We start from the raw sequence: 24,065 nt of genomic DNA, 5'->3' as shown, positions 1-24,065 counted from the left end.
GATGCGTTCACTAATTCTTCCGTGGGGGATCCATAGTGACAACTTCTCCGGTGGACACACAGACCAAGAACGGCCCTGCTCGCGCCGGAGGGCGGCCGGGTATCGCCTTGACCGTCATCGCCGCCTGCCAGCTGATGGTCGTCCTCGACGCCACCATCGTGAACATCGCCCTGCCGCACATCCAGGACGCGCTCTCCTTCACGACCACCGACCTCTCGTGGGTGCTCAGCGCCTACACCCTGACCTTCGGCGGTCTGCTCCTCCTCGGCGGACGGGCGGGGGACATCCTGGGGCGCCGCCGGGTCTTCATGGCCGGCATCCTGCTCTTCACCTTCGCCTCGCTGCTGGGAGGCTTCGCCCAGGAGCCCTGGCACCTGCTCGCCGCGCGGGCGCTCCAGGGCGTGGGCGGCGCCATCGCCTCACCCACCTCTCTCGCGCTGATCACCACGACCTTCCCCGAAGGGCCCGAGCGCAACCGGGCGTTCGGCGTGTTCGCCGCGGTCTCCGCGGGTGGCGGCGCCATCGGTCTGCTCGCCGGAGGCATGCTCACGGAGTGGCTCGATTGGCGGTGGGTCCTCTTCGTCAACGTCCCGATCGGCCTGCTGATCGTCTTCGTGACCCCGCGGTACATCGCGGAGTCCGAGCGCCATCCCGGTCGATTCGACATCGCGGGCGCCACGACCTCGACACTCGGCATGGCCGCGCTGGTCTACGGGTTCATCCGGGCCTCCGAGAAGGGCTGGAAGGACGCGCTGACCATCGGTTCCTTCGTCTCGGCGGTGATCCTCCTCGTGGCCTTCGCGCTCGTGGAGTCGCGCGCCAAGGAGCCGATCACCCCGCTCCGCATGTTCGCGGACCGCAACCGTTCCGGCACGTACGTCATCATGCTCAGCCTGGCGGCCGCCATGTTCGGCATGTTCTTCTTCATCGTGCTGTGGGTGCAGGACGTGCTGGGGTACAGCCCGATCCAGTCCGGTCTCGCCTTCCTTCCGGTGACGGTCGCGATCGTCACCGGCGCGGGGCTCGCCCAACGGCTGCTTCCGGCCCTCGGCCCCAAGCCGTTCATGGTGAGCGGTTCGGCGATCACGGGTGCCGGTCTGTTCTGGCTGACGTTCATCACCTCGGACAGCAGCTACGCGAGCGGCGTCCTGGGTCCCATGGTCCTGTTCGGCTTCGGCATGGGCCTCAACTTCGTGACGCTCACGCTCACGGCCGTCTCCGGAGTGGCCCAGCACGAGGCGGGCGCCGCGTCGGGACTGCTGAACGCCACCCAGCAGGTGGGAGGTTCGCTCGGTCTTTCGATTCTGGTCACGGTCTTCGGGTCTGCCAGCCGTGAGGAGGGCGAGAAGCAGATGCCGGGCTTCCTGAAGGCCGCGACGCCCGAGCAGCAGGCCGAGGCTCTCAGGACGAAGGAGCTGCCGCCGCCCTGGGGGCACGAGGTACTGACCTCGGGCATCTCCTCGGCCTTCACCGCGGCCGTCGCGATGGTGCTGATCGCGCTGCTCACGGCCGTTCTGGTGATCAGAGTCCGCAAGAGCGACCGGGAAGCGCTCAGCGGCCGCGCGGAGGCCGCCGGGCCGGTCGCCTGAGAACGCCGATGCCCCTGGGCCCCCGGCCGGGGCCCAGGGGCATTGTGTCGTTCAGGCAGTCGCGGCCGGGAGCCAATCCGGAAGGGCCTCGGTCTGCCGCAGCCACTCCGCCGGTGGCGATCCGGCCGCCGCGGCGGCCACCACACCGCCCGCGATGGCGCAGGTCGTGTCGACGTCGCCGCCCACCTGCGCGGTCGTCCAGAAGACCCGCTCGAAATCACCGAGGCCACGCGCGGCCGACCAGAGGGCGAACGGAACGGTGTCGTGCGCGCTCGTCCGCCGACCGCTGCCGAGCACCGCGGCGACCGTGCCCGCGTCGTCGTAGTCCAGCATGTCGCGGGCTCTGCGCAACCCCGCCCCGACCGCGCTGCGCGGCACGAGGGCGACGACGCCGTCGAGCAGCTTCTCGGGGGTGGGCGGCCCCGCGGGGTCGGCGGCCAGGGCGGCAGCGGCGGCGACGGCCATGGCGCCGACCACGGCCTCGCGGTGCTGGTGGGTCGTGTAGGCGGAGATCTCGGCCTGGTGCGTCGCCTGCTCCGGGTCGTCCGCGTACCAGGCGCCGAGCGGGGCGATCCGCATCGCGGCGCCGTTGCCCCAGGACCCCTGTCCCTGGAAGAGCGCGGCGGCCAGCTCACGCCAGTCGCCGCCTTCCCGGATGAGCCGGAGCATTCGGTTGACGGCCGGGCCGTAGCCCCGGTCGAAGTCGTGGTGCTGGGCGAAGGACATGGCCAGGGCGTCCTGGTCGATCCGCTCGTGGCGGGCGAGGACGGCCAGGACGGAGCAGGCCATCTCGGTGTCGTCGGTCCACTGCCAGGGGCCGTCGGGCAGTTCGCGCCGCTTCAGCAGGGGATAGTTGGCGGGTACGAAGAACTGGGAGCCCAGGGCGTCTCCCACGGACAGCCCGCGCAGGCTGGCCAGGGCGCGGTCGAAGCGCCGGTCGAATGAGGAGTCAGCGGTCATCGGTCTGCCACTCTATCCGGTAGGGCCGTACGGTTCCGGGGTACGCCAGCGTTCGAACGGCCGGTCAAGCCGGTATCTCCCGTCCTCGCCGAGCAGCAGCACGCGCGTCTCGGCGTTGCCGGGATTGGAGAGCGACTCGAAGTCCGCGACCGTCCAGTGGAACCAGCGCATACAGAACAGGCGCATGGTCAGCCCATGGGTGACCAGCAGGACATTGGGCGGATGATCGGGCGCCTCGAAGCTGCGGTACAGGCTCTCCAGGAACGCCCCGACGCGGTCGTAGACATCGGCCCCCGACTCTCCCTGGGCGAAGCGGTAGAAGAAGTGCCCGTACGCGTCCCGGTAGGCCTTCTGCAGGCGTACGTCCTCCCGCTCCTGCCAGTTGCCCCAGTCCTGCTCTCGTAGGCGTGGCTCCTCCCGCACCCTGACCTGCCCGGGGGGAAGCCGGAAGGCGCGAAGGGTCTCGTGCGTGCGGCGGTACGGAGAGACATAGACGCTGACCGCCTCCTCCCCGAAGAGCTCCCGCAGCCGCTCCCCCGTCTCCTCCGCCTGCCGCAGCCCGGTCGCGGTGAGGCGGAGCGCGTGGTCGGGCTCCCGCTCGTACACCGTGTCATCGACATTGCCCTCGGACTCTCCGTGCCGTACGAGAACGATGCGCCGCGGTCGTGCCATACCCCGACCCTAGAACGCCGCTCCCCGGCAGGCTCAGCCGAGGAGGCGCCCGGAGTCCATCCGGCGTATGTGCCCGGTGAAGCGGCGGCGCAGCGCACGGTCGTGCGAGACGACGACGAGGGCGCCTCGCCACTGCTCCAGGGCCTCCTCCAGCTCCTCGACGAGACCGAGGGCCAGGTGGTTTCCCGGCTCGTCCAGCAGAAGGAGGTCGGCGGGCCGGGCCAGCAGCCGGGCCAGCGCGAGCCGGCGGAGCTGGCCCGCGGAGAGGCCCCCGACCGGCGCGTGCAGGTCGGCCGAGCGAAACAGTCCGTACGACAGGAGCAGTTCGGCCCGCTCGTCCTCAGGGAGGGCGAGCCCGCGTCCGAAGCAGGTCAGCAGCCGTTCCTCCGGCCGCCGGACGGCGACGTCCTGCGCCAGGTACCCGACCCGTCCGGCCCGCCGCACCGCCCCGGCATCGGGGTGGACGGTCCCCGCCATGACCCGGAGCAACGTGGACTTCCCCGCCCCGTTGCCACCGTGGACGAGGAGCCGCTCCCCGGCCCGGACGGTCAGCGCTTCGACGGCGAGGCGGTCGGCGACCCGCACACCGGTCAGGGTGACGAGGGCTCCCTCGGCGGCACCGGCAAGCGGTCTGGCGGTGAAGGAGAGGGGCTGAGGCGGCGGGGGAACGGGCTCCTCCCGGAGCCGTCTCAGTCGCTCCTTCGCATTGCGGACCCGCCCCGAGACGGAGGCCTGGACGCGCCCCGCCGCCCGGTCGAACGCCATCTTGTTGTTGTCCTTCATCTCCCTTCCGGGCGCGACGCCCCGTGCCGTCGTCGATACGTACGCCTCAAGCCGTGCCGTCTCCGCGCACCATTCCTCGTAGGCCTCCTCCCAACGCCGGCGGGCCGCCTCCCGTGCCGCGCGGTAGCCGGCGTATCCGTCGCCGTAGCGCACCAGCGCACGCCGGTCGGAGTCCACCTCCACGATCGCGGTGGCGACCCGCTCCAGGAAGGTCCGGTCGTGGGAGACCGCCACGACGGTGCCGCGGTGCGCGAGGAGGGCGTCCTCCAGCCAGTCGAGTGCCTGCGCGTCGAGGTGGTTGGTCGGTTCGTCGAGCAGGAGCACCTCGGGGCCGGCGGCGACCGCGCAGGCGATGCCGAGCCGGGCCAGCTCGCCGCCCGAGAGGCTCCCGAGGCGTCGCTCACGTCCCGTGCGGGCGAGCCCGAGACCGTACAGCGCTTTGTCGACCCGGGCGTCGGCCTCGTATCCGCCCCGTAGCTCATAGGCGGTGAGGAGCTCGCCGTACGCGTCGAGTTCCGCCGCGTCATTGGTGTCGAGCCGGGTTTCGAGTGCGCGCAGCCGCCGCTCCATGGCGCGGAGTTCGGCGAGCGCGGCGTCGATCGCGTCGCTGACGGTGGCCTCGGGAGGCAGCTCGGGAAGCTGCGCGAGCATCCGCACACCGCCGTCGGCGACGGTGACGACCCTGCCCTCGTCGGGCTGCTCGGCCCCGCCGAGAAGGCGTAACAGGGTCGACTTCCCCGCGCCGTTCTCTCCCACGATCCCGATCCGCTCCCCGGGGCGCACGGAGAGCGAGACCTGGTCGAGGAGCAGTCGTTCCCCACGGGTCACGACGACGTCGTGCAGAGAGATCTGAGTCGGCAAGGGCGCCTCCAGAAGTGACGGGTCAAATGCAACACTGATCGCGTTAAGGCGAGTGTGGCACACTCGTAGCCCTAACGCAACGGGAGTAGCAATTGAAAAAATCGACCGAGGACCACCCCGCACCCGCACCCGCACCCGCACCCGCACCCGCACCCGCACCCGCACCCGGCAGCATGCGCCCCGGCGGCCGCACCGCCCGCACCCGGGCCGCCGTGCGCGACGCCGTCCTGACCGGCCTGTCCGAGCACGGCTACCCGGCTCTCACCGTGGAGTACGTGGCGGAGCACTCGGGCGTCCACAAGACGACGCTGTACCGCCGCTGGGGCAGCGTCGAAGGGCTCCTCGCCGACGCGCTCGACCTGGCAGGCGAGGACGCCTGGACCCCTCCGGACACCGGCAGCCTTCCCGGAGACCTGCGCGCACTCGCGCATGAGGTCGTCGACGCCTTCGGCGACCGGGCCGACGCGGCCGCCCCGACCGCGTTCATCGGGGCCGCCTTCCAGTCGTCGCGGGCCGCCGAGGCCCTCCACAACTTCTACGCCGAACGCTTCCGGCGCTGCGAGGCCGTCGTCACCCGGGCCGTCGCCCGCGGCGAGGCACCGCGGGGCACCGATGCGGCGGCGGTCGTCCGCGCGGTCTCGGCGCCGCTGTTCCTCCGGCTCTTCGTCACCCGGGAACCGATCGACGGCGCGCTCGCGGACCAGACGGCACGAGCGGTACTCGCCGGCGTCGAAGCGGGCGCGTACGTCCCCGCGTAGGCGGCTGCGCGGGGCGGCCGAAAGAGGGAGAGACTCCCGACGGTTCCTCTCAGACCGTCCAGGACGGCTCGAGCTGCACCACGTCCCCGGCCAGGGCCGCCACGTCGGCCGCGGTCCTGGCCCGCAGACCGAGCCGCTCGATGCGCTCCACCCGGTACTTTCCGTGTTCCGCGGCGGACTGCCACATCGAGAGCACCAGGAACTCGCTGCCGGGCGCCTCCCCGAACAGCCCTCTCAGCATGCCGGGGGACCCGGCCATCGCCGGGTTCCACACCTTCTCCTGCATGAGCGCGAAGTGCTCGGCACGGTCCTCGTGGACGCGGCAGTGCGCCACGCGCGCCACGTCGGCATCGGAGAACCGCGGCTCGAACCCCGTCTTCACGTCGAAACGGTGGTCGAACAGCTTGACCTGGGCGTCCTTGAACGTGCCCATCTGCGTGGTCGCGAGCCGATCATGGGAGCGCGCCATGAACGAGTCGTAGAAGGCCCTGCTCTCCCAGAACGCGAAGACATGGGCGACGTCCGGCCGAGCCCGGCTCCACCCGCCGCCCTGCCCCCGGAATCCCGGCTCACCGAGCAGCCCCGCCCATTTCCGCTGCCCCCGCTCGAACCCTCGACGGTCCACCACGGTGCAGCGAATCCACTTGACCAGCACCGCGCCATCGTACGGGGCCGATGACCGCCCCGGCAGACCCCGTCAGTTTCCCTCCGGGTGCAGACGCTCCAGACCCGCGCGCTCCTCATCATCCAGTTCGATTCCGAATTCGGTCTCCAGGATCGCCATCAACTCATGGGCGCGCACGGTCCTTTCCTCGGTGGCGCCGTCCGCCCGCACCTCCGAGAGCGTCTCGCGCACCAGAGCCCTGCGCACGTCCGTTCCGGGCCGCTGGGCGACGACCTGGCCGAGGAAGCGGGACTCAGGATGGCTGGAGCTGTAGTGGTTCATGACGGTGAAGTCAGCTGGGTAGAGGGTCTGCGGGGAGAAGGCGTACAGGTCGGTCCAGCCCCGCGGTCGCAGCGAACGCAGGACGTGGATGCCCTCGTCCTCGACCCCGACCCCGAAGGTCCAGCCGCTCTGCTCCACCAGGGCCCCGTCACGCAGCGGCACCGGTTCCAGCAGCCCCTGCCAGCCGAACCCGACGTCGGCGAGCCACTGTTCTCCCTCGATCGTGACGACGAGAAGCGCGTGGGTGACCGGCGGCAGGGCGGCACCCCGCGACCGGTTGCGGGCCCCGCGACCGGCCACCGCGAAGCCGATCCGTTCGAGAACCGCCGCGAACAGGGAGTTCTGTTCGTAGCAGTAGCCTCCCCTGCGCCTCGCGACGAGCTTGTCCTGCAGGCTCTTCAGGTCCAGGGGTATGGGTCTCCCGAGGGCGACGTCGAGGTTCTCGAAGGGCACCGCCCCGACGTGGGACCGGTGAAGGACCGTCAAGGTGCGGAGGTCGGGGGCGAGTTCCCCGTCCCGTTCGACCTCGTATCCGATTCGAGCCAGATATGCGTCGAGATCAAGCTCGTCACCGCTCCACAAAGCGTTCTCCCCCTCAACCCTCGGGTCCACTGTCCGAGCCCCATGACACCATGAGTGATCAGCCCACGACCATGGGCTTCTGAGCGGGTCGACGGTACGACGCGAGGCGTGCGCGGGGGCGTACGCGGAGAGGGGAAGCACCATGAGCGGACTCAACAAAGGGGTGGGAAAGGTCGAGGTGACGCTCCGATGGGACCCCGCCCCGATCGGCGCACCGGCCCACGACCTGGACATCGTCGCCGGCGTCTTCACGGCGGACGACCCGCACGGAGCGCCGGCCCATCTGGTGCACTTCGGCAGTCGCTCCCCGGACGGCACGATCACACTCCACCGCGACAGCCGTACGGGCCAGGGGTTCGGCTACGACGAGGCCATGACTCTGGAGCTGGACCGGCTGGCACCGCGGTACGCGCGTGTGGTGGTCGGCGTCGCCATACAGCAGGGCGGCGGGCGGCTGGCCTTCGGGGACATAGCGAACACGGGCATACGGGTCCGCGAGGGCTACACGGACCTGTTGGCCCACGACTTCGCGGACGTGCCGGACGCCCTGTCGGCGACGGTCGTGGAGTTCACCCGTGACGGCACCGACGGCTGGACGTACCGGCAGCTCAGCCAGGGGTTCGACGCAGGCCCGCAGGACTTCGCCACTCTGCTGGGGTCCGCCCGCCCCTGAGGACGTCGCCACGGCGAAGGGGACCGACCCCAAGGTCGGCCCCCTTCGTGAGGCACTTCGTCAGCTACCTGCGCGGAGCCATGCCCGACATCACGTCAGGCGTGGCTCCGCCCGGTGTCAGCTGCAGCCGCTGGTCGAGCCGCAGCCCTCGCAGATGTAGCAGGAGCCGGCGCGCTGCATCTTCGTACCGCAGGAGAAGCAGAGCGGGGCGTCGGCGCTGATGCCGAGCTGCATCTCGACGAGCTCCGCCGAGGTGTGGGCCTGCTTCGGGGCCGGGACCTCCACCTTCGGGGCCGGAGGCGCGACGGCCTTCAGCTCGGGGGTGCGGGGGGCGGACTGGGCCAGGCCCTCGACGTCGACCTCGTCCTCCTCGGACTGCTCGTACGAGCCGGTGTCCAGGTGACGCTGGCGCTCCTCGGCCGAGTGGATGCCGAGGGCGGAGCGGGTCTCGAAGGGCAGGAAGTCCAGCGCCAGGCGGCGGAAGATGTAGTCGACGATCGACTGCGCCATCCGCACGTCCGGGTCGTCCGTCATGCCGGCCGGCTCGAAGCGCATGTTGGTGAACTTCGAGACGTACGTCTCGAGCGGGACGCCGTACTGCAGACCCACGGAGACGGCGATGGAGAAGGCGTCCATCATGCCGGCGAGCGTCGAGCCCTGCTTGGACATCTTGAGGAAGACCTCGCCGAGACCGTCGTCCGGGTAGGAGTTGGCGGTCATGTAGCCCTCGGCCCCACCGACGGTGAAGGAGGTGGTGATCCCCGGACGGCCCTTGGGGAGGCGCTTGCGGACCGGGCGGTACTCGACGACCTTCTCGACGGCCTCGCGGATCGTCGCCTCGGACTTCGCGGTGACCTCGGCCTTCTCCGCCTCCTTCTTCTTGGCGGAGAGCGGCTGGCCGACCTTGCAGTTGTCGCGGTAGATCGCGAGCGCCTTGACGCCCATCTTCCAGGCCTCGAAGTAGACCTCCTCGACGTCCTCGACCGTGGCCGTCTCCGGCAGGTTCACGGTCTTGGAGAGGGCGCCCGAGATCCACGGCTGGATGGCGGCCATCATGCGGACGTGGCCCATCGCGGAGATGGAGCGCTCGCCCATGGCGCAGTCGAAGACCTCGTAGTGCTCGGTCTTCAGGCCGGGGGCGTCGATCACATTGCCGTGCTCGGCGATGTGGGCGACGATCGCCTCGATCTGCTCCTCCTGGTAGCCCAGGCGGCGCAGGGCCTGCGGGACGGTGCCGTTGACGATCTGCATCGAGCCGCCGCCGACGAGCTTCTTGAACTTGACCAGGGCGAGGTCGGGCTCGAGGCCGGTGGTGTCGCAGGACATCGCGAGACCGATGGTGCCGGTCGGGGCGATGACCGAGGCCTGGGCGTTGCGGAAGCCGTTCTTGGCGCCGAGGTGGATCACGTCCTGCCAGGCCTCCGTGGCGGCGGCCCAGATCGGCGAGTCCAGGTCGTCCACGCGGACGGCCTTGGTGTTCTCGTCGGCGTGCTGGCGCATGACGCGCTGGTGCGGCTCGGCGTTGCGGGCGTAACCGTCGTACGCGCCGACGACGGCGGCGAGCTCGGCGGAGCGCTTGTACGAGGTGCCGGTCATCAGGGAGGTGATGGCACCGGCGAGGGCGCGGCCGCCGTCGGAGTCGTAGGCGTGGCCGGTCGCCATCAGCAGGGCGCCGAGGTTGGCGTAGCCGATGCCGAGCTGGCGGTAGGCGCGGGTGTTCTCGCCGATCTTCTGGGTGGGGAAGTCGGCGAAGCAGATGGAGATGTCCATCGCGGTGATGACGAGCTCGACGACCTTGGCGAAGCGCTCGACCTCGAACGACTGGTTGCCCTTGCCGTCGTCCTTGAGGAACTTCATGAGGTTCAGCGAGGCGAGGTTGCAGGACGTGTTGTCCAGGTGCATGTACTCGCTGCACGGGTTCGAGCCGTTGATCCGGCCGGACTCGGGGCAGGTGTGCCAGTGGTTGATCGTGTCGTCGTACTGGATGCCCGGGTCGGCGCAGGCCCACGCGGCCTCGGCCATCTTGCGGAAGAGCGACTTGGCGTCGACCTCCTCGATGACCTCGCCGGTCATGCGGGAGGTGAGGCCGAACGTGCCGCCGGCCTCGACCGCCTTCATGAACGTGTCGTTCACGCGCACCGAGTTGTTGGCGTTCTGGTACTGGACGGACGTGATGTCGTCGCCGCCCAGGTCCATGTCGAAGCCCGCGTCGCGGAGGGCGCGGATCTTCTCCTCCTCCTTGACCTTGGTCTCGATGAAGTCCTCGATGTCGGGGTGGTCGACGTCGAGGATGACCATCTTGGCCGCGCGACGGGTCGCGCCGCCCGACTTGATCGTTCCTGCGGAGGCGTCGGCGCCGCGCATGAAGGAGACCGGGCCGGAGGCGTTGCCGCCGGAGGAGAGGAGCTCCTTGGAGGAGCGGATGCGGGAGAGGTTCAGGCCGGCGCCGGAGCCGCCCTTGAAGATCATGCCCTCTTCCTTGTACCAGTCGAGGATGGACTCCATGGAGTCGTCGACGGACAGGATGAAGCAGGCGGAGACCTGCTGGGGCTGCGGCGTGCCGACGTTGAACCAGACCGGCGAGTTGAAGCTGAAGATCTGGTGCAGGAGGGCGTAGGCCAGCTCGTGCTCGAAGATCTCGGCGTCGGCGGGCGAGGAGAAGTAGCCGTGCTCCTCGCCGGCCTTCGTGTACGTCTTCACGATGCGGTCGATCAGCTGCTTGAGGCCGGTCTCGCGCTGCGGGGTGCCGACGGCCCCGCGGAAGTACTTGCTGGTGACGATGTTGACCGCGTTCACCGACCAGAAGTCGGGGAACTCGACGCCACGCTGCTCGAAGTTGATCGAGCCGTCGCGCCAGTTGGTCATGACGACGTCACGGCGCTCCCAGGCCACCTCGTCGTACGGATGCACGCCGGGGGTGGTGTGGATGCGCTCGATGCGCAGGCCCTTGCTCGCCGCCTTGGTTCCCTTGGAACGAGAACCACGTGCCGGACCGCTCGCCGTCTCTGTCATGCCGCCTCCCATATACGGGCAAAACACACTTTGGCGCCCAGAAAGTCCCAGGGCACCGTCTTCTGTACGTCGTTCTGTACTGCTGCCACGAACGTCACGGGGGATCGCTCGGGGCACGTCTGCCAGGCCGCTCGGCGGCCGGCCGCCGAGCCCTCTCGGCCCGGACCGCCGGTCAGTCGGCGGCGGTGGCGGGAACGGGGACCTCGGGGGTCACACCGGTCCCGCGGTTCTCAGCGGGAGGCCGCACGCGGAGTTCCACGATGGCGGCCTCGAAGTCTTCGAGGCTGCCGAAAGCCTTGTAAACGGAAGCGAAGCGCAGGTACGCGACGAGGTCGAGCTCCTGCAACGGGCCGAGGATGGCCAGACCCACGTCATGGGTGGTCAGCTCGGCGCTGCCGGTGGCGCGCACCGCCTCCTCGACCCGCTGGCCGAGCTTGGCGAGGGCGTCCTCGGTGACCGGTCGCCCCTGGCATGCCTTGCGTACGCCGGAGATGACCTTGGTGCGACTGAAGGGCTCGGTGACACCGGAGCGCTTCACCACCATGAGCGAGCACGTCTCCACCGTCGTGAAACGACGGGAGCAGTCGGGGCACTGGCGACGGCGCCGGATCGACGTCCCGTCATCGGTGGTGCGACTGTCGACGACACGGCTGTCGGGGTGCCTGCAGAAGGGGCAGTGCATTGGTTCCGACCCTCCCTCACGGCACGACTGGTGAGCCTCGCACAACCCGTCAAGGCCCTGCGAAGCGACCCCCAGCATAGGCGATGTGGGCACCCCCGGCAGACCGGGGACCACTACCCCTGGGTGGCCGGTGCCATCCAACCACTAGATCTTGGGTTGGAAGCACTTCGGGACCCTCCGCGTGTCGCGACGCCCGCGCTCCCTGGATTCCGCACCTCCGGGTGCGACACTGAGAGGGTGCACCGCGCGCCCGCGACCCAGCCGGGAAGGCTACCGTAACGACTGATTCGGAACGCCGGCGTGAGAGTGCTCATACACCCGTATGCGTACAGGCGTAAGGCAATCTGCGAATTTTCACTCGAACGTGTGTTTGGCGCAACCTTTCGAAAGCCACTACCGTTGTGCCAGCCAGGGAGACCATTCGAGAGGGGCCGACGACGTGACCACCACCGCAGACAGTGCCACCATCACCGCCCAGGACCGCTCCCAGGGCCGACTCGAGCCGGTGCACGCCATGAATGAAGTGAGCATGAACGGCGAGGACCCCGGGCGACCTGCCCGCGCCCTTCCCGGACGACCTCCAGGCATCCGCGCCGACAGCTCCGGTCTCACGGACCGGCAGCGCAGGGTCATCGAAGTCATCCGCGACTCGGTCCAGCGGCGCGGCTACCCGCCGTCGATGCGTGAGATCGGGCAGGCGGTCGGCCTCTCCAGCACCTCTTCCGTGGCGCACCAGCTCATGGCGCTCGAGCGCAAGGGCTTCCTCCGCCGCGACCCGCACCGGCCTCGGGCGTACGAGGTGCGCGGCTCCGACCAGCCGAGCACACAGCCGACGGACACCACCGGCAAGCCGGCCGCTTCGTACGTGCCCCTGGTCGGCCGGATCGCCGCCGGTGGCCCGATCCTGGCCGAGGAGTCCGTCGAGGACGTCTTCCCCCTCCCCCGGCAGCTGGTCGGTGACGGCGAGCTGTTCGTCCTCAAGGTCGTCGGCGACTCCATGATCGAGGCCGCCATCTGTGACGGCGACTGGGTCACGGTCCGCCGTCAGCCGGTCGCGGAGAACGGAGACATCGTCGCCGCCATGCTGGACGGCGAGGCCACGGTCAAGCGCTTCAAGCGCGAGGACGGCCACGTCTGGCTCCTCCCGCACAACGCGGCGTACCAGCCGATCCCCGGCGACGAGGCCACCATCCTCGGCAAGGTCGTGGCGGTACTGCGGCGGGTGTGACCCACCTCGCCGGCTCTGACCGGGCCCCGGAATCCACTGCGCCGGTTCCGGGGCCCTGCCGTGTCCGGACGGGCCCGGGGCCCTCTCCTCAGACCTCAGACACCCGCCGCCTTCGACGCGGCGTCGATCGCCGCGAGCGACTTCCGTACCTGATTGCGGTCGGTCGTGTACCAGAAGTCGGGCAGCGAGGCCTTCAGATAGCTGCCGTACCGGGCAGTGGCAAGCCGGGGATCGAGAACCGCCACGACACCCCGGTCGCCCGTCGCCCGCACCAGGCGGCCGGCTCCCTGAGCCATCAGCAGCGCCGCGTGGGTCGCCGCGACCGCCATGAAGCCGTTGCCGCCGGCCTCCTCCACCGCCTTCTGGCGAGCGCTCATCAGCGGGTCGTCCGGGCGGGGGAACGGGATCTTGTCCATGACGACGAGCTGGCAGCTCGCCCCGGGGACGTCCACGCCCTGCCAGAGCGAGAGCGTCCCGAAGAGACAGGTCTTCGGATCGGCCGCGAAGTTCTTGATCAGCTCGCCCAGCGTGTCCTCGCCCTGGAGCAGGATCGGCAGCTCCGGGATCCGGGTCCGCAGCTCCTCCGCGGCCAGCTGCGCCGCACGCATGGACGAGAACAGACCGAGGGTTCGCCCGCCGGCCGACTGCATCAGCTCGGTCAGCTCGTCCAGCATGTCGCCACGGTCCGCGTCGCGGGCGGGCTTGGAGAGATGCTTGGCGACGTAGAGGATGCCCTGCTTGGGGTAGTCGAACGGGGAACCGACGTCGATGCCCTTCCAGACGGGCAGGTCGTCCCCCGTGGTGCCCTCCGGAGCCAGCCCGAGGGACGCGCCGACGCCGTTGAAGTCGCCGCCCAGCTTGAGCGTGGCCGAGGCCAGGACCACGGACCGCTCCGTGAACAGCTTCTCCCGCAGCAGCCCCGAGACGGTCAGCGGCGCGACCCGCAGCGAGGCCCCGAAACGGTCGTGACGCTCGTACCAGACGACGTCGTACTCCGAGCCCTGAGTGATCCGCTCCGCGACACCGTGGACGGTCTCCACCGAGGCCATGGCCTGCTTGCGTACGGCGTCCTCGTCCCCCACGGACCGGTCCCGGGTGGAGCCCAGGGCGGTGATCACGGCGCGGGCCGCGTCCCGCAGTGCCATCAGCGCGTACGCCAGATCCTCCGGGATCTCCTCCAGGCGCCCCGGCAGAGCCAGCTCCATGACCCGCTCGAAACCCTCGGCGGCGGTCTGCAGCTGGTCGGCGACCTTCTCGTCGACGAGCTTCGCGGACCGCCGCACAGCGCGGTTGACCTGGCCGGGGGTGAGCTCGCCCGTGGCGACCCCGGTGACCCGCGAGACCAGCTCGTGGGCCTCGTCGACGATCAGCACCTCGTGCTGCGGGAGCACCGGGGCGCCCTCGATCGCGTCAATGGCAAGCAGCGCGTGATTGGTGACGACCACGTCGGCGAGCTTGGCGCGCTCCCGCGCCGCCTCTGCGAAGCACTCCGCCCCGTACGCGCACTTGCTCGCGCCCAGGCACTCGCGTGAGGAGACCGAGACCTGGGCCCAGGCCTTGTCGGAGACACCCGGCGTCAGGTCGTCCCGGTCGCCCGTCTCCGTCTCGTCCGACCAGTCCCGGAGCCGCATGAGGTCCTGGCCCAGCTTGCTGGTGGGAGCGGCCGCCTCGAAGGGGTCGAAGAGACCGTCCTCCTCGTCCTGCGGAACGCCCTCGTGGAGCCGGTGCAGACACAGGTAGTTCGACCTGCCCTTGAGCATGGCGAACTGCGGGCGGCGGCGCAGCTGCGGATGCAGCGCCTCGACCGTCCGCGGAAGATCACGCTCGACGAGCTGGCGCTGCAGCGCCAGGGTGGCCGTGGCCACCACCACCCGCTCGCCCTGGGCCAGCGCCGGCACCAGGTAGCCGAGGGACTTGCCCGTGCCGGTGCCGGCCTGGACGAGGAGGTGGGAGTTGTCGTCGATGGCCTCGGCCACGGCCTCGGCCATGGTGACCTGGCCGGGCCGCTCCGTGCCGCCGACGGCGGAGACGGCGGCGTGGAGGAGATCGGGGAGGGATGGCTTCGTCATAGCCCTTCCACCCTAAGGTGCGCCACCGACAGCCGGGTCACGCGCGCACCTCACGCCAGCGGGTTCGGGACGGTCCCGTGGACGGCCGCGTGGGGGCGCTCGGGGCGGTCCCGGTAGCCGTCCAGGTGCAGACGGTTGCGGTTGAGACAGAGCCGGTCGATCCGGGGGGTGAGGAGGTCGAAGAGCTCGAACCGTTCCTTCAGCTCGGGGAAGCGCGCCTGGTGGCGGAGGATCTCGGCGCGGACCAGGGCCCAGAAATCCTTCTCGGACACTCCGAGTTGCTCCTCGCAGAGCGGTGCGAGGTAGCGGAAGACGCCGACGAAGAGCCCCGAATGGATGAACTGGACGAGGAAGTCGGGTTGCTCGGTCAGGAGGACGGCACGGACGTCGTCCGGCAGGGTGTCGTGCTCGGGAACCGGCTGGGCGCTGATGTTCACGTCGTCGACGAAGTCCTTGATCGCCAGGCGGACGGGAACGTCGTCGCCGTCGTAGACGACGATGGCGTTCTCGCCGTGCGGGGAGAAGACCGTGCCGTACCGGTAGAGGAAGTGCAGCAGCGGGGGCAGCAGGGACGCGAAGAGGTTCTGGAGCCAGACGGCGGGGGCGAGTCCGGAGCGTTCGACCAGTTCCGCGACGAACGCCCGTCCGTCGGGGTCCGTGTGGAGCAGGGAGGCGAGCGTGCGGGCCCGCTCGCCCGGGGGGAGCCTGAGCGGTTCGCGCCAGATGGCGCCGAGGAGTTCCTTGTACTGGTACGGGACTTCGGGCAGCCGGTCGTACAGGGGGTGCTCGACGGTGACCGAGGCGACCTCGCCGAGGAGGACCACCCCGCACTCGTCCCGCAGGAACGGATCGGCGTCGCGCAGGCCGTGGACCCAGGCGGTGACCGCGGGTGCGGCGAGGGTTCGTTCGGTGGGCAGTCCACGCCAGACGAGAGTGTTGAGCACGGACAGCGGAAGTTTGACGGTGTGCCGGTCGGGCCGGCTGGTGTTGAGGAAGGTGCGGACCGACTGCTGCGGAAGCCGGAGGTCGCCGTCGGCGCCGAGCGGGACGACGGTCCCCGCGGCGATGGCCGGGGCGTAGAGGGGCAGCAGGATCTCGTCCCACTGCCAGGGGTGGACGGGCAGCAGGAGGTAGCCGTCGGGCTCGTGACCGCGGGCGGCGAGCCGGGCGCGGAAGGCGGCGTGGACCTCGGGGTCGAGCTCCTCGGCGTAGAGGCGGTCGGGGGTGTCGAGGCCGGTCACGCCCCGGTAGGCGGCGATGCGGTTGCTCACGGCGATCCACGGCAGGGTGGTGGCGCGCCGGGCTTCGGGGGCCCAGCGGGCGGCGTCGGTGGCGGAGAAGCCGATGCGCCCCTTGTTGAGGACGAGCCAGGGGTGGCCGGTCTGGTGGCCTTCGAGTTCCGCGTAGGACAGGTCGGCGAGCCGGGCCGCGGGCAGGGCCGTGTGGTCGATGCGGGCGTCGGCGGCGAGGGTGGCGGAGAGTTCGCGGATGAGATGGCCGAGGGTGGCGCCGTCGAGCCGGAGCAGGTGCCGGGCGCGCACGAGGAAGTCGAGGGGGTCGGTCATGGGCCGCCCCTGGTGGGTGATCGAGCCGGGGGCCACGTACCAGCTGCCGTAGGCGCCGCGGCGGGCGCGGAAGGTGAGGGTGGTCCCGTCGTCGAGCCGCAGGGCGTGGCGGTCGGGTTCGCCGGCGGCGGGGACGGGTTCGACGATCTCCTCGTACGCGAACTCGGCGAGGGCCTTGGCGAGCAGGCGGGACGAGGCCCGCGTCCAGGCGGCCGCGTTCAGCTCGGGGGGATCGAGCAGCTCGGGGGCGGGCGTCGGCCCGGCCGTGGGAGACGGGGTGGACGGTGCGGGCTGAGCGGAGTCGTGGGGTGCAGGGGACATCGACACGAGGACTCCTCGGGGTGGGAACCGCTGTGGGCCGAGCGGTGTATAGAAGACGGAGGGTGTTCACAGAACGTGACGGAGGGCGCGGTCACGCATCATGAGCGCCGCTCGTTTGTCGGGGAGGTCGACTTCCGCCGCATAGCGGAAGCCGCCGCTGAGGAAGGCCGAGATGGAGGGGGTGTTACGGATGTCGGGTTCGGCGACCACGCGCGTGCAGCGGGGACGGTGGTCGAGGACGAGATCGGCGACGGCGCGCAGAAGTGTGGCCCCGACGCCGCGGCCACGGTCGGTGACGCCTCCGATCAGCAGATGGATACCGGTGTCGTGGGGGCGGACCGGGTAGTGCCGGGCGAGCGGGTCGAGGTCGGCGCGGTAGATCTCGAAGTAGCTCATGGGTGTGGCGTCAAGCACGCCGAGGCAGGGGACGCTGCGGCCGTCGCCTTCGAGTTGGGCGCGGAGGTGCTCGGCGGTCACGGTCTCGGGTCCGGCCAGCTCCCAGAAGGCCGCGACGGCGGGGTCGTTCATCCATCGGGCGAGGAGCGGCAGGTCCCTTTCGAGTCGTACGGGGACGAGCCGGAAGGTGCCGACCCGGGTGGGGGCCGGGTCCCAGGAGGCGATGGAGTCCAGCAGGTCGCCGTCGAGGACTTCGGCGTCGTGAGCGCCTTCGAGGAGGGCGACGAGGTCGTCGAGCCTCAGGTCGAGGGTGTCGTCGCCGGGCGGGTCGGCCGGCGGGCGGGTGGGTGACACGGTGTCGCTCTCCTCTCGGCGGTGCGGTCGGGGCGTGGGTCCTCGGTCTGCGGGTCAGGGACGAAGGGGGTTGGTGACGGTGACGTAGACGGACTGGGTGTCGACGGGGCCGACGAGTTCGTCCATGCCGTGCAGGCGGGTGAGGAGGTTGGCCTTGCTCCGCAGGGTCGCGGCCTCCAGGAGCCGGTGCGGCAGGGGTGAGCCGAGGCTGGTGGCGGAGGTGAGGAAGCTGCGGAAGGCGGCGAGGAGGACGCGTTCGTCAGCGAGGTGCTGGGCGCCGAAGGCGCCGATCAGACCGAGGACGTTGTTGATGCCGAGGTAGTAGGCGAAGCGCTCGTCGGTGACCTGGTCGGAGACGAAGGTGTCGCTCTCGGTGCCGATGCCGGGGAGGCGGCTCTCCAGCTCGCTCCGGTGGGACTCGCGGAAGTAGTAGCCCTGATTGTCGCGGTAGCGGCCGCCGACCGGCCAGCCGTCGGGGTCGAGGAGCACCAGGGTGTTCTGTTGGTGGGCTTCCAGGGCGATGCCGGCGTGTCCGTCGAGCCAGAGGACGGGTCGGACGACCTGGTCCAGGTAGCGCAGGAACCACTCGGCGGAGACGGCTGTGAGGGGGCGGCCGGTGCGGGCGGCGAGCCGGCCGATGACGTCGGCGAGGCGGGAGCGCATGACGGTGGCTCCGGGCCAGGGGCGTGGGGTGGTGAGGGAGGCGATGCAGACGGCGTCGTCGCCGGGCCCGAAGGGGTTGTGGCGGATCATGACGTCGAGGCCGGGGACGGGAGTTCCGTCCATGGTGTCGACGGCGAGCCAGGCGGGGTCGCGGACGATGTCGAAGCCCGGGTGGGCGGCCTGCCACTCGTCGACGAGACCGGTGCGGAGCAGCCGGTGGACCTCGACGCCGCGGTGGAGTTCCTTGCGGAGGTTCTCTCGGCGTGAGTTGGTGATGCGCAGGCCGAGGGAGAGCTTGAGCATGGCCCGGGCGCCGGGCCGGTGCACGGTGCGGACGGAGGAGGTGGGGTGCCAGGGGCTGCCGTGGAGGCCGAGGTCGTGGAGGAGACCGGCGTCGAGGAGGGCGTGGATGTCGGGGCGGTGGAGGAGTTCGCGGGCCTGCCAGGGATGCACGGGCAGGGGCGCGGTGCCGATGGGGAGCGGGAGCCCCTCGGCGAGGCCGGAGACGAGTTGCTCCGCGGTGACAGGGCGGCCCTGTTCGGTCCAGGCGGAGTCGGAGGCCAGGAGGGAGGAGTCGACGGCGAGCCAGTGGAGGGGGAAGGAGCCGTGCAGTTCGGGTGAGTAGAGCCGGGCCTCGGCCTCGGAGAGGCCTTCGCGGCTCTTGGGAGTGGGATGGAGGGGGTGGCCGAGCAGCAGGGACTGTTCGGCGGCGAGGAAGAGGTCGGCGTCCGGGTGCGGCTGGGGCCGGAGGCGGCGCTCGGTGAGGAAGTCGGCGGTGCGGCGGGCGGAGTCGGCGACCCTGCCGACGAGTTCGGTGCCCTCGGGGCGGCCGGTCTCCCGGCTGAGCAGGGCGGCCACGGTGACGGCGTCGACGGTCGGCGCGGTGGCCGGGAGCCCTTCGAGGGCGGGGGCGCCGAAGCGGTGCCAGCCGGTGGCCGACCAGTAGCGGACGGGGACGAGGAGGGCGGTGCCGCTGGCGTCGAGGGGGATGCGCAGGGTGCTGGAATCGGGGGCGGGCAGGTTCTTCTCCCGGACCCAGCAGCGGAGGAGGTTCTCGATGGTGGCGGCGTCGGCGGCGCGCTGCGGGTCCGGGTCGTCCAGGGGGTCGGCGACGGCGGCCGGGCGGTGCGGCCGAGGGGCGTACGGGCCGGCGTGCTGGCGCGGGACGGTGGGGTCGGCGCCGCCGGACGTGGTGGTGCGGGCGGCCGCGGAACCGGAGGTGATGAGGGGGGAGATGTCGCTCGGGGAGGTACCGGATGCGGCGGAGCCGGCTGCGGGAGTACCGGGATCGTGAGCGGCGCGGTCGGTGGCGATGGTCTCGGTGGTGCCGGGGGGCTGGGTGCCGAGTGAAGGAGGGGGCGTCAGCGGGAAGTCGCGGACCTCGGGGAGGAGGGCCTGGGGGGCGAGTTCCTTGGTGGCGCGGGGGGCGGTCTCGGGCGCCGGGGAGGGGGGCGTGGCGTTCACGGGGCTTCCTTGGGGGGTGGGGCCGGGGGCGGTCCGGGTCAGTGGGACGGCCCGGGGGCGGTCCGGGGGGCCGTGGCCCGGGGGGCGGCGGACGGCTGGGGGGTGTGGGCCCGTTCCGCCGCGGCCAGTGCGTCGGCGAAGCGGTCCAGGACGGCGGTGGCCTGCTCGTCGGTGAGGGTGAGCGGGGGCAGGAGCCGGACCACCGCGGAGTGACGCCCGCCGAGTTCGACGATGAGTCCGCGGGCGAGGCACTCCTGCTGGACGGCGAGGGCCAGGGCGGGGGCGGCGGGCGGGACGGCGTCGTCGGGTGCCGCCGCTTCGGGGTCGACGAGTTCGACGCCGATCATGAGGCCCCGGCCGCGGACGTCGCCGACGCAGGGATGGGCGGCGGCGAGGCCACGGAGCCGGCCGAGGATGCGGTCGCCGAGGACGCCTGCCCGTTCCGCGAGCTTGTTCTCCCGGACGTACGCGAGGGTGGCCGTGCCGGCGGCCATGGCGAGCTGGTTGCCTCGGAAGGTGCCCGCGTGGGCGCCGGGTTCCCAGGCGTCGAGCTCGGACCTGTAGACGATGACGGCGAGAGGGAGGGAGCCGCCGATGGCCTTGGAGAGGACCATCACGTCGGGCACGACGCCGCTGTGCTCGACGGCCCAGAAGGCGCCGGTGCGGCCGACACCGGTCTGGACCTCGTCGACGACGAGGGGGATGGAGCGGTCGGCGGTGATCCGGCGCATCCGGCGCATCCAGTCGTCGGGCGCGGGGATGACCCCGCCTTCGCCCTGGACGGCCTCGACGATCATCGCGGCGGGGGCGGTGACGCCGCTCTTGGGGTCGTCGAGAAGGGTCTCGGTCCAGTGGGCGGCCAGTCGGGCACCCTGGGCGCCGCCGACGCCGAAGGGGCAGCGGTACTGCTGCGGGTAGGGCAGCCGGGTGACGCGGACGTCGGTCGCTCCGCCCGAGGCGGCGAGTGCGCCGGCCGTCATGCCGTGGTAGGCGCCGGTGAAGGCGAGGAGGCCGCTGCGGCCGGTGGCGGTGCGGACGAGTTTGAGGGCCGCCTCGACGGCGTCCGTGCCGGCCGGGCCACAGAACTGGACGCGGGCGTTGTCGGCGAGTTCGCCCGGAAGGGTGGCGAACAGCTCGGAGGTGAAAGCGTCCTTCACGGGGGTGGCCAGGTCGAGGACGTGGAGCGGTGCGCCCGAGTCGAGGACCTTCTTGATGGCTTCCAGGACGACGGGGTGGTTGTGGCCGAGGGCGAGCGTCCCGGCGCCGGACAGGCAGTCGAGATAGCGGCGGCCGTCGGCACCCTCGATGGTCAGCCCCCGGGCGCGCACGGGGACGATGGGCAGGGAGCGGGCGTAGGTGCGGGCGGCTGACTCCCGCAGGGACTGTCGGCGCAGGATCCCCTCGTACCCACCGCTGCCCTGGGCCGGCGTTCCCCTGGGTGGGGTGCCCCGGTCCGTCGGGTCGTGCGTCCCGGTGCCGGCCGCGCCGACGGGGCCGTCGGGCGTCCGGGTCTGCGTCCGCGCGGCCGGTGGGACGGCCGGAGCTGATTCGGTGACGGCCACGGCTCGGTGTCCTCCCGCTGTAACAGTTGCGTTGCACATCGGGGCGTCGCGGAGCCGCCGCAAGGGCCGCCATGCACGCCACCGTTGTGTCCCCCGTCCGTACCAACGACGTGAACTGCCCGGGATCACGGGCCGGAGGCAAGAACTTGGCGTGTCCCGGATCACGGCACGGCAACGACCGAACCATGGCCGGAACCGGCGACCGGCCGCGTACCGTCCCCTCCGGCACCGGCATAGTGGGGGCCGTCGGTCGCTGTCCGCGCGGGCACGGCCGCTGTCCGTCCATGCACAAGTTGACGTAGTCCCAGGGGGATCACGAGATGCGATCGATTCGTCCGCTGCTGTCGGCGGCTTCCGCCGTCGCGGCGCTGACGCTCACCGTTACGGCCTGCGGGCCGAGCGAGGAGAACGCGGGAGACAAGCCCAGCGCGCCCGCGAGCCTGAACCCGGCCGACAAGATCCAGATTCCGGAGGACCTGAAGGACCGCCTGAAGGAGCACGGGATCGACGTCGACAAGTGGCGCGACGGCGAGTGGAAGAACTGGGACCGCGACAAGTGGCTGCGTGAGGCCAAGGACTTCGTCAACCCGATCATCGAGGACCTCTGGGACCCCGACCGGATGCGGGACGCCGAGCGCCCCGACAAGCCGGTCGAGGAGGAGGACATCTCGGGCGACGAGGGCGTGACCGACCCCACGCCTGACCCGGTGCGGGCGAAGGCCGTGGCCGCGAAGTACCACGACAGCGCCCCGGAGTCCGGGAAGGTCTTCTTCGACGGGCCCGAGGGCTCGATGGTCTGCTCGGCCACGGTCGTGAAGGACCCGGCGCACCCGGGCAAGTCCAACATGGTGTGGACCGCCGGCCACTGCGTGCACAAGGGCAAGCAGGGCGGCTGGTACCGCAACATCGCCTTCGTGCCCTCGTACAACGACGCCGCACTGTCGACCGCCGACCTCGAGAAGGCGACGCGGGAGCAGATCGCCCCGTACGGCGTGTGGTGGGCCGACTGGGTCAAGACCTCCGACCAGTGGATCGCCCAGGGCGCGTCCACCGGTGGTGCGGGCGCTCCCTACGACTTCGCGGTCATCCAGGTGACTCCGGAGAAGGGCGGCTCGGGCAAGTCCCTTGAGGAGACCGTCGGTTCGGCGCTCCCGGTGGACTTCAACGCTCCGGCGGTGCCGAAGATCGCGAGCATGGAGGCGACCGGTTACCCGGCGGCGCCGCCGTTCGACGGCCAGAAGATGTTCCAGTGCGCGGACAAGCCGGGCCGGCTGTCCCTGAAGGCGGACCAGCCGACGATGTACCGCATCGGCTGCACGATGACCGGTGGCTCGTCCGGTGGCGGCTGGGTCGCCCAGGGCGGCGACGGCAAGCCGGCGCTGGTGTCGAACACCTCGATCGGCCCGTCGTCGGCGGGTTGGCTCGCCGGTCCCCGCCTCGGCCCCGAGGCCAAGGCCATCTTCGACGAGGTCAGCAAGAAGTACGCCGGGCGGTAGGCGCGGCACGACAGGAGGCGGGGCCACGGGGCCCCGCCTCCCCCATGCCCGGGCCGGAACCCATGCCCGGGCCGGGAACCCGTGCCTCACCCGGGTCTCAACCGTGTCGGTCCAACCGGCATACTGTGCACCGCAAGTGACGCGTCCATGGCAACGTCAAGGCGAGAACGCGCCGTAGGACGGGGCCGCGTCCGGACGCGGAATCATCTCAGGGGGAATTCACCACATGCGTTCCGTACGACTCCTGCCCGGCGCCCTGGGCCTGGTCACCGCGCTCGCGCTGACCGCCACGGCCTGCGGCCCCACCGAGACCCCGGCCGCGGACAAGCCGGCCGCTGGGGCCAGCAGCTCCGCGCCGGCCACCGACGGCGAGGGCGCCGACCTCACCAAGGACCTCGCCGACAAGCTCAAGGAGCACGGCGTCGACCTGGACAAGTGGAAGGACGGCGAATGGAAGAACTGGGACACGGACACCTGGCTCCGTGAGGCCGAGGACTTCGTCAACCCCGTGATCGAGGACCTCTGGGACCCGGCTCGCATGCAGTCGGCGAAGAGCCCGGACCCGACGATCACCGCGCAGGCCGGAGGCGGCGGCACCGACCCGACGCCCCGACCGGTCAGGGCGCAGCGCGAGAAGACGCCGTACCACCGCAACGCCGCCCCGGTCGGGAAGATCTTCTTCGACTCGCCCAAGGGCCACATGGTCTGCTCCGGCACCATCGTGAAGGACCCGCGCCGGCCCGGGAAGTCCAACCTGGTCTGGACGGCCGGCCACTGTGTCCACGCGGGCAAGCGCGGCGGCTGGTACCGCAACATCACCTTCGTCCCGGCCTTCAACGACCTGGGCAAGTCCCCCTCGGCGCTCAACAACGCCAAGCCGCACGAGGTGTACCCGTACGGCCAGTACTGGGCCGACTGGGCCGTGACCTCGGGTGAGTGGATCAAGTCCGGCGGTTCCAGCCAGGCGGCCTGGCCGTACGACTACGCCGTGCTGCACGTGAAGCCGCAGCGGGGAGCCAAGTCCCTTGAGGAGACCGTCGGCGCCGCCCTGCCGATCGACTTCTCCGCTCCGGCCCCCGCGCGCGCGGGCACGGTGGGCGCCTGGGGTTACCCCTCGGCTCCGCCGTACAACGGCATGATCATGCACAAGTGCCTGGACCGGGCGACGCGGCTCACCACGGCTCCGGCCACGCCGGTGATGTACCGGATCGGCTGCACGATGACCGCCGGGTCCTCGGGCGGCGGCTGGTTCCGCGTCATGCCGAACGGCAGGACGGCGCTGGTGTCGAACACCTCGATCGGGCCGGCCGGCGGCAACGGCTGGCTCGCCGGACCGCAGTTGGGCCGGGGCGCCAAGGCGGCGCACGAGATGGTCAGCAAGAAGTTCGCCCGCTGACGCACCACGCCCCACGCATCGCCTCATGACTGA

At 71.1% G+C, this 24,065-nt stretch carries 18 protein-coding genes; 6 read left to right on the top strand and 12 right to left on the bottom strand.

Translation table 11 applies throughout. From position 1 onward, the window contains the following. Positions 1-35: 35 nt before the first annotated feature. The gene (locus tag ACZ4VK_RS27680) at positions 36-1,589 is read left to right on the top strand and encodes an MFS transporter (RefSeq protein WP_468357506.1); all 1,554 of its coding nucleotides are present in this window, start codon (positions 36-38) and stop codon (positions 1,587-1,589) included. A 51-nt stretch (positions 1,590-1,640) separates the two neighbouring features. On the opposite strand, the gene ACZ4VK_RS27675 is transcribed toward ACZ4VK_RS27680, so the two are convergent. From ACZ4VK_RS27675 to ACZ4VK_RS27665, 3 genes are read right to left on the bottom strand one after another with little or no spacing between them, the layout of a single operon-like run. After that, positions 1,641-2,549, bottom strand: coding sequence for an ADP-ribosylglycohydrolase family protein (locus ACZ4VK_RS27675; protein WP_468357503.1), 909 nt, complete (start codon positions 2,547-2,549; stop codon positions 1,641-1,643). Between the two features lie 12 nt (positions 2,550-2,561). Continuing rightward, positions 2,562-3,221: a histidine phosphatase family protein gene (locus tag ACZ4VK_RS27670; protein WP_468357500.1), complete on the bottom strand. Its 660-nt coding sequence runs from the start codon at positions 3,219-3,221 to the stop codon at positions 2,562-2,564. 33 nt (positions 3,222-3,254) lie between these two features. Then, the gene (locus ACZ4VK_RS27665; RefSeq protein ID WP_468357497.1) at positions 3,255-4,865 is read right to left on the bottom strand and encodes an ABC-F family ATP-binding cassette domain-containing protein; all 1,611 of its coding nucleotides are present in this window, start codon (positions 4,863-4,865) and stop codon (positions 3,255-3,257) included. 173 nt (positions 4,866-5,038) lie between these two features. Between ACZ4VK_RS27665 and ACZ4VK_RS27660 the strand changes: the two genes are divergently transcribed. Then, positions 5,039-5,623: a TetR/AcrR family transcriptional regulator gene (locus ACZ4VK_RS27660; RefSeq protein WP_468358015.1), complete on the top strand. Its 585-nt coding sequence runs from the start codon at positions 5,039-5,041 to the stop codon at positions 5,621-5,623. Between the two features lie 49 nt (positions 5,624-5,672). On the opposite strand, the gene ACZ4VK_RS27655 is transcribed toward ACZ4VK_RS27660, so the two are convergent. Beyond that, entirely contained in the window at positions 5,673-6,278 is a 606-nt protein-coding gene (locus ACZ4VK_RS27655) for a YdbC family protein (RefSeq protein WP_468357494.1), read from the bottom strand. A 42-nt stretch (positions 6,279-6,320) separates the two neighbouring features. Continuing rightward, positions 6,321-7,151 carry an arylamine N-acetyltransferase family protein gene (locus tag ACZ4VK_RS27650; RefSeq protein ID WP_468357491.1) on the bottom strand — a complete coding sequence of 277 codons (831 nt, stop codon included), beginning with the start codon at positions 7,149-7,151 and terminating at the stop codon, positions 6,321-6,323. Positions 7,152-7,293: 142 nt separating this feature from the next. On the opposite strand from ACZ4VK_RS27650, the gene ACZ4VK_RS27645 reads away from it, so the two are divergent. Beyond that, entirely contained in the window at positions 7,294-7,824 is a 531-nt protein-coding gene (locus ACZ4VK_RS27645) for a TerD family protein (RefSeq protein WP_468357488.1), read from the top strand. Between the two features lie 117 nt (positions 7,825-7,941). Here ACZ4VK_RS27645 and ACZ4VK_RS27640 read toward each other — a convergent pair whose 3' ends face one another. Together ACZ4VK_RS27640 and nrdR are read right to left on the bottom strand one after the other, a co-directional pair. Beyond that, positions 7,942-10,836, bottom strand: coding sequence for a vitamin B12-dependent ribonucleotide reductase (locus ACZ4VK_RS27640; RefSeq protein WP_468357485.1), 2,895 nt, complete (start codon positions 10,834-10,836; stop codon positions 7,942-7,944). Positions 10,837-11,008: 172 nt separating this feature from the next. Then, entirely contained in the window at positions 11,009-11,518 is a 510-nt protein-coding gene (gene nrdR, locus ACZ4VK_RS27635) for a transcriptional regulator NrdR (protein WP_468357482.1), read from the bottom strand. 439 nt (positions 11,519-11,957) lie between these two features. Here nrdR and lexA point away from each other — a divergent pair, with 439 nt between their 5' ends. Further along, positions 11,958-12,746 carry a transcriptional repressor LexA gene (lexA, locus tag ACZ4VK_RS27630; protein WP_384112108.1) on the top strand — a complete coding sequence of 263 codons (789 nt, stop codon included), beginning with the start codon at positions 11,958-11,960 and terminating at the stop codon, positions 12,744-12,746. Between the two features lie 95 nt (positions 12,747-12,841). Here the strand turns inward: lexA and ACZ4VK_RS27625 are convergent, their stop codons facing one another. The 5 genes from ACZ4VK_RS27625 to ACZ4VK_RS27605 all read right to left on the bottom strand — a co-directional run bounded on the left by ACZ4VK_RS27625 (position 12,842) and on the right by ACZ4VK_RS27605 (position 21,140). After that, on the bottom strand, positions 12,842-14,815 hold the full coding sequence (locus ACZ4VK_RS27625; RefSeq protein WP_468357479.1) for an ATP-dependent DNA helicase: 1,974 nt from the start codon (positions 14,813-14,815) through the stop codon (positions 12,842-12,844). Positions 14,816-14,865: 50 nt separating this feature from the next. Beyond that, positions 14,866-16,701 (bottom strand): IucA/IucC family protein, encoded by a 1,836-nt coding sequence (locus ACZ4VK_RS27620; RefSeq protein ID WP_468357476.1) that lies wholly within the window; start codon positions 16,699-16,701, stop codon positions 14,866-14,868. Positions 16,702-16,767: 66 nt separating this feature from the next. Further along, positions 16,768-17,451: a GNAT family N-acetyltransferase gene (locus tag ACZ4VK_RS27615; RefSeq protein WP_468357473.1), complete on the bottom strand. Its 684-nt coding sequence runs from the start codon at positions 17,449-17,451 to the stop codon at positions 16,768-16,770. Between the two features lie 54 nt (positions 17,452-17,505). Continuing rightward, positions 17,506-19,338: an IucA/IucC family protein gene (locus tag ACZ4VK_RS27610; RefSeq protein WP_468358012.1), complete on the bottom strand. Its 1,833-nt coding sequence runs from the start codon at positions 19,336-19,338 to the stop codon at positions 17,506-17,508. A gap of 278 nt (positions 19,339-19,616) precedes the next feature. Beyond that, the gene (locus tag ACZ4VK_RS27605) at positions 19,617-21,140 is read right to left on the bottom strand and encodes a diaminobutyrate--2-oxoglutarate transaminase family protein (protein WP_468357470.1); all 1,524 of its coding nucleotides are present in this window, start codon (positions 21,138-21,140) and stop codon (positions 19,617-19,619) included. A 320-nt stretch (positions 21,141-21,460) separates the two neighbouring features. Here ACZ4VK_RS27605 and ACZ4VK_RS27600 point away from each other — a divergent pair, with 320 nt between their 5' ends. Beyond that, the gene (locus ACZ4VK_RS27600) at positions 21,461-22,636 is read left to right on the top strand and encodes a trypsin-like serine peptidase (protein ID WP_468357467.1); all 1,176 of its coding nucleotides are present in this window, start codon (positions 21,461-21,463) and stop codon (positions 22,634-22,636) included. Between the two features lie 226 nt (positions 22,637-22,862). Next, positions 22,863-24,032 (top strand): trypsin-like serine peptidase, encoded by a 1,170-nt coding sequence (locus tag ACZ4VK_RS27595; protein WP_468357464.1) that lies wholly within the window; start codon positions 22,863-22,865, stop codon positions 24,030-24,032. The last annotated feature ends 33 nt before the right edge of the window (positions 24,033-24,065 follow it).

It is taken from the genome of Streptomyces sp. NPDC028711 (genome assembly GCF_055565415.1).
This window is presented reverse-complemented; position numbering and strand designations above follow the sequence as displayed.

Excerpts from the sequence above, each read along its gene's own strand:
- ACZ4VK_RS27595 (WP_468357464.1), top strand. The coding sequence starts at position 22,863 with ATGCGTTCCGTACGACTCCTGCCCGGCGCCCTGGGCCTGGTCACCGCG.
- ACZ4VK_RS27600 (WP_468357467.1), top strand. The coding sequence starts at position 21,461 with ATGCGATCGATTCGTCCGCTGCTGTCGGCGGCTTCCGCCGTCGCGGCG.
- nrdR (WP_468357482.1), bottom strand. The coding sequence starts at position 11,518 with ATGCACTGCCCCTTCTGCAGGCACCCCGACAGCCGTGTCGTCGACAGT.
- ACZ4VK_RS27645 (WP_468357488.1), top strand. The coding sequence starts at position 7,294 with ATGAGCGGACTCAACAAAGGGGTGGGAAAGGTCGAGGTGACGCTCCGA.
- ACZ4VK_RS27640 (WP_468357485.1), bottom strand. The coding sequence starts at position 10,836 with ATGACAGAGACGGCGAGCGGTCCGGCACGTGGTTCTCGTTCCAAGGGA.
- ACZ4VK_RS27625 (WP_468357479.1), bottom strand. The coding sequence starts at position 14,815 with ATGACGAAGCCATCCCTCCCCGATCTCCTCCACGCCGCCGTCTCCGCC.
- ACZ4VK_RS27670 (WP_468357500.1), bottom strand. The coding sequence starts at position 3,221 with ATGGCACGACCGCGGCGCATCGTTCTCGTACGGCACGGAGAGTCCGAG.
- ACZ4VK_RS27675 (WP_468357503.1), bottom strand. The coding sequence starts at position 2,549 with ATGACCGCTGACTCCTCATTCGACCGGCGCTTCGACCGCGCCCTGGCC.
- ACZ4VK_RS27620 (WP_468357476.1), bottom strand. The coding sequence starts at position 16,701 with ATGTCCCCTGCACCCCACGACTCCGCTCAGCCCGCACCGTCCACCCCG.
- ACZ4VK_RS27660 (WP_468358015.1), top strand. The coding sequence starts at position 5,039 with ATGCGCCCCGGCGGCCGCACCGCCCGCACCCGGGCCGCCGTGCGCGAC.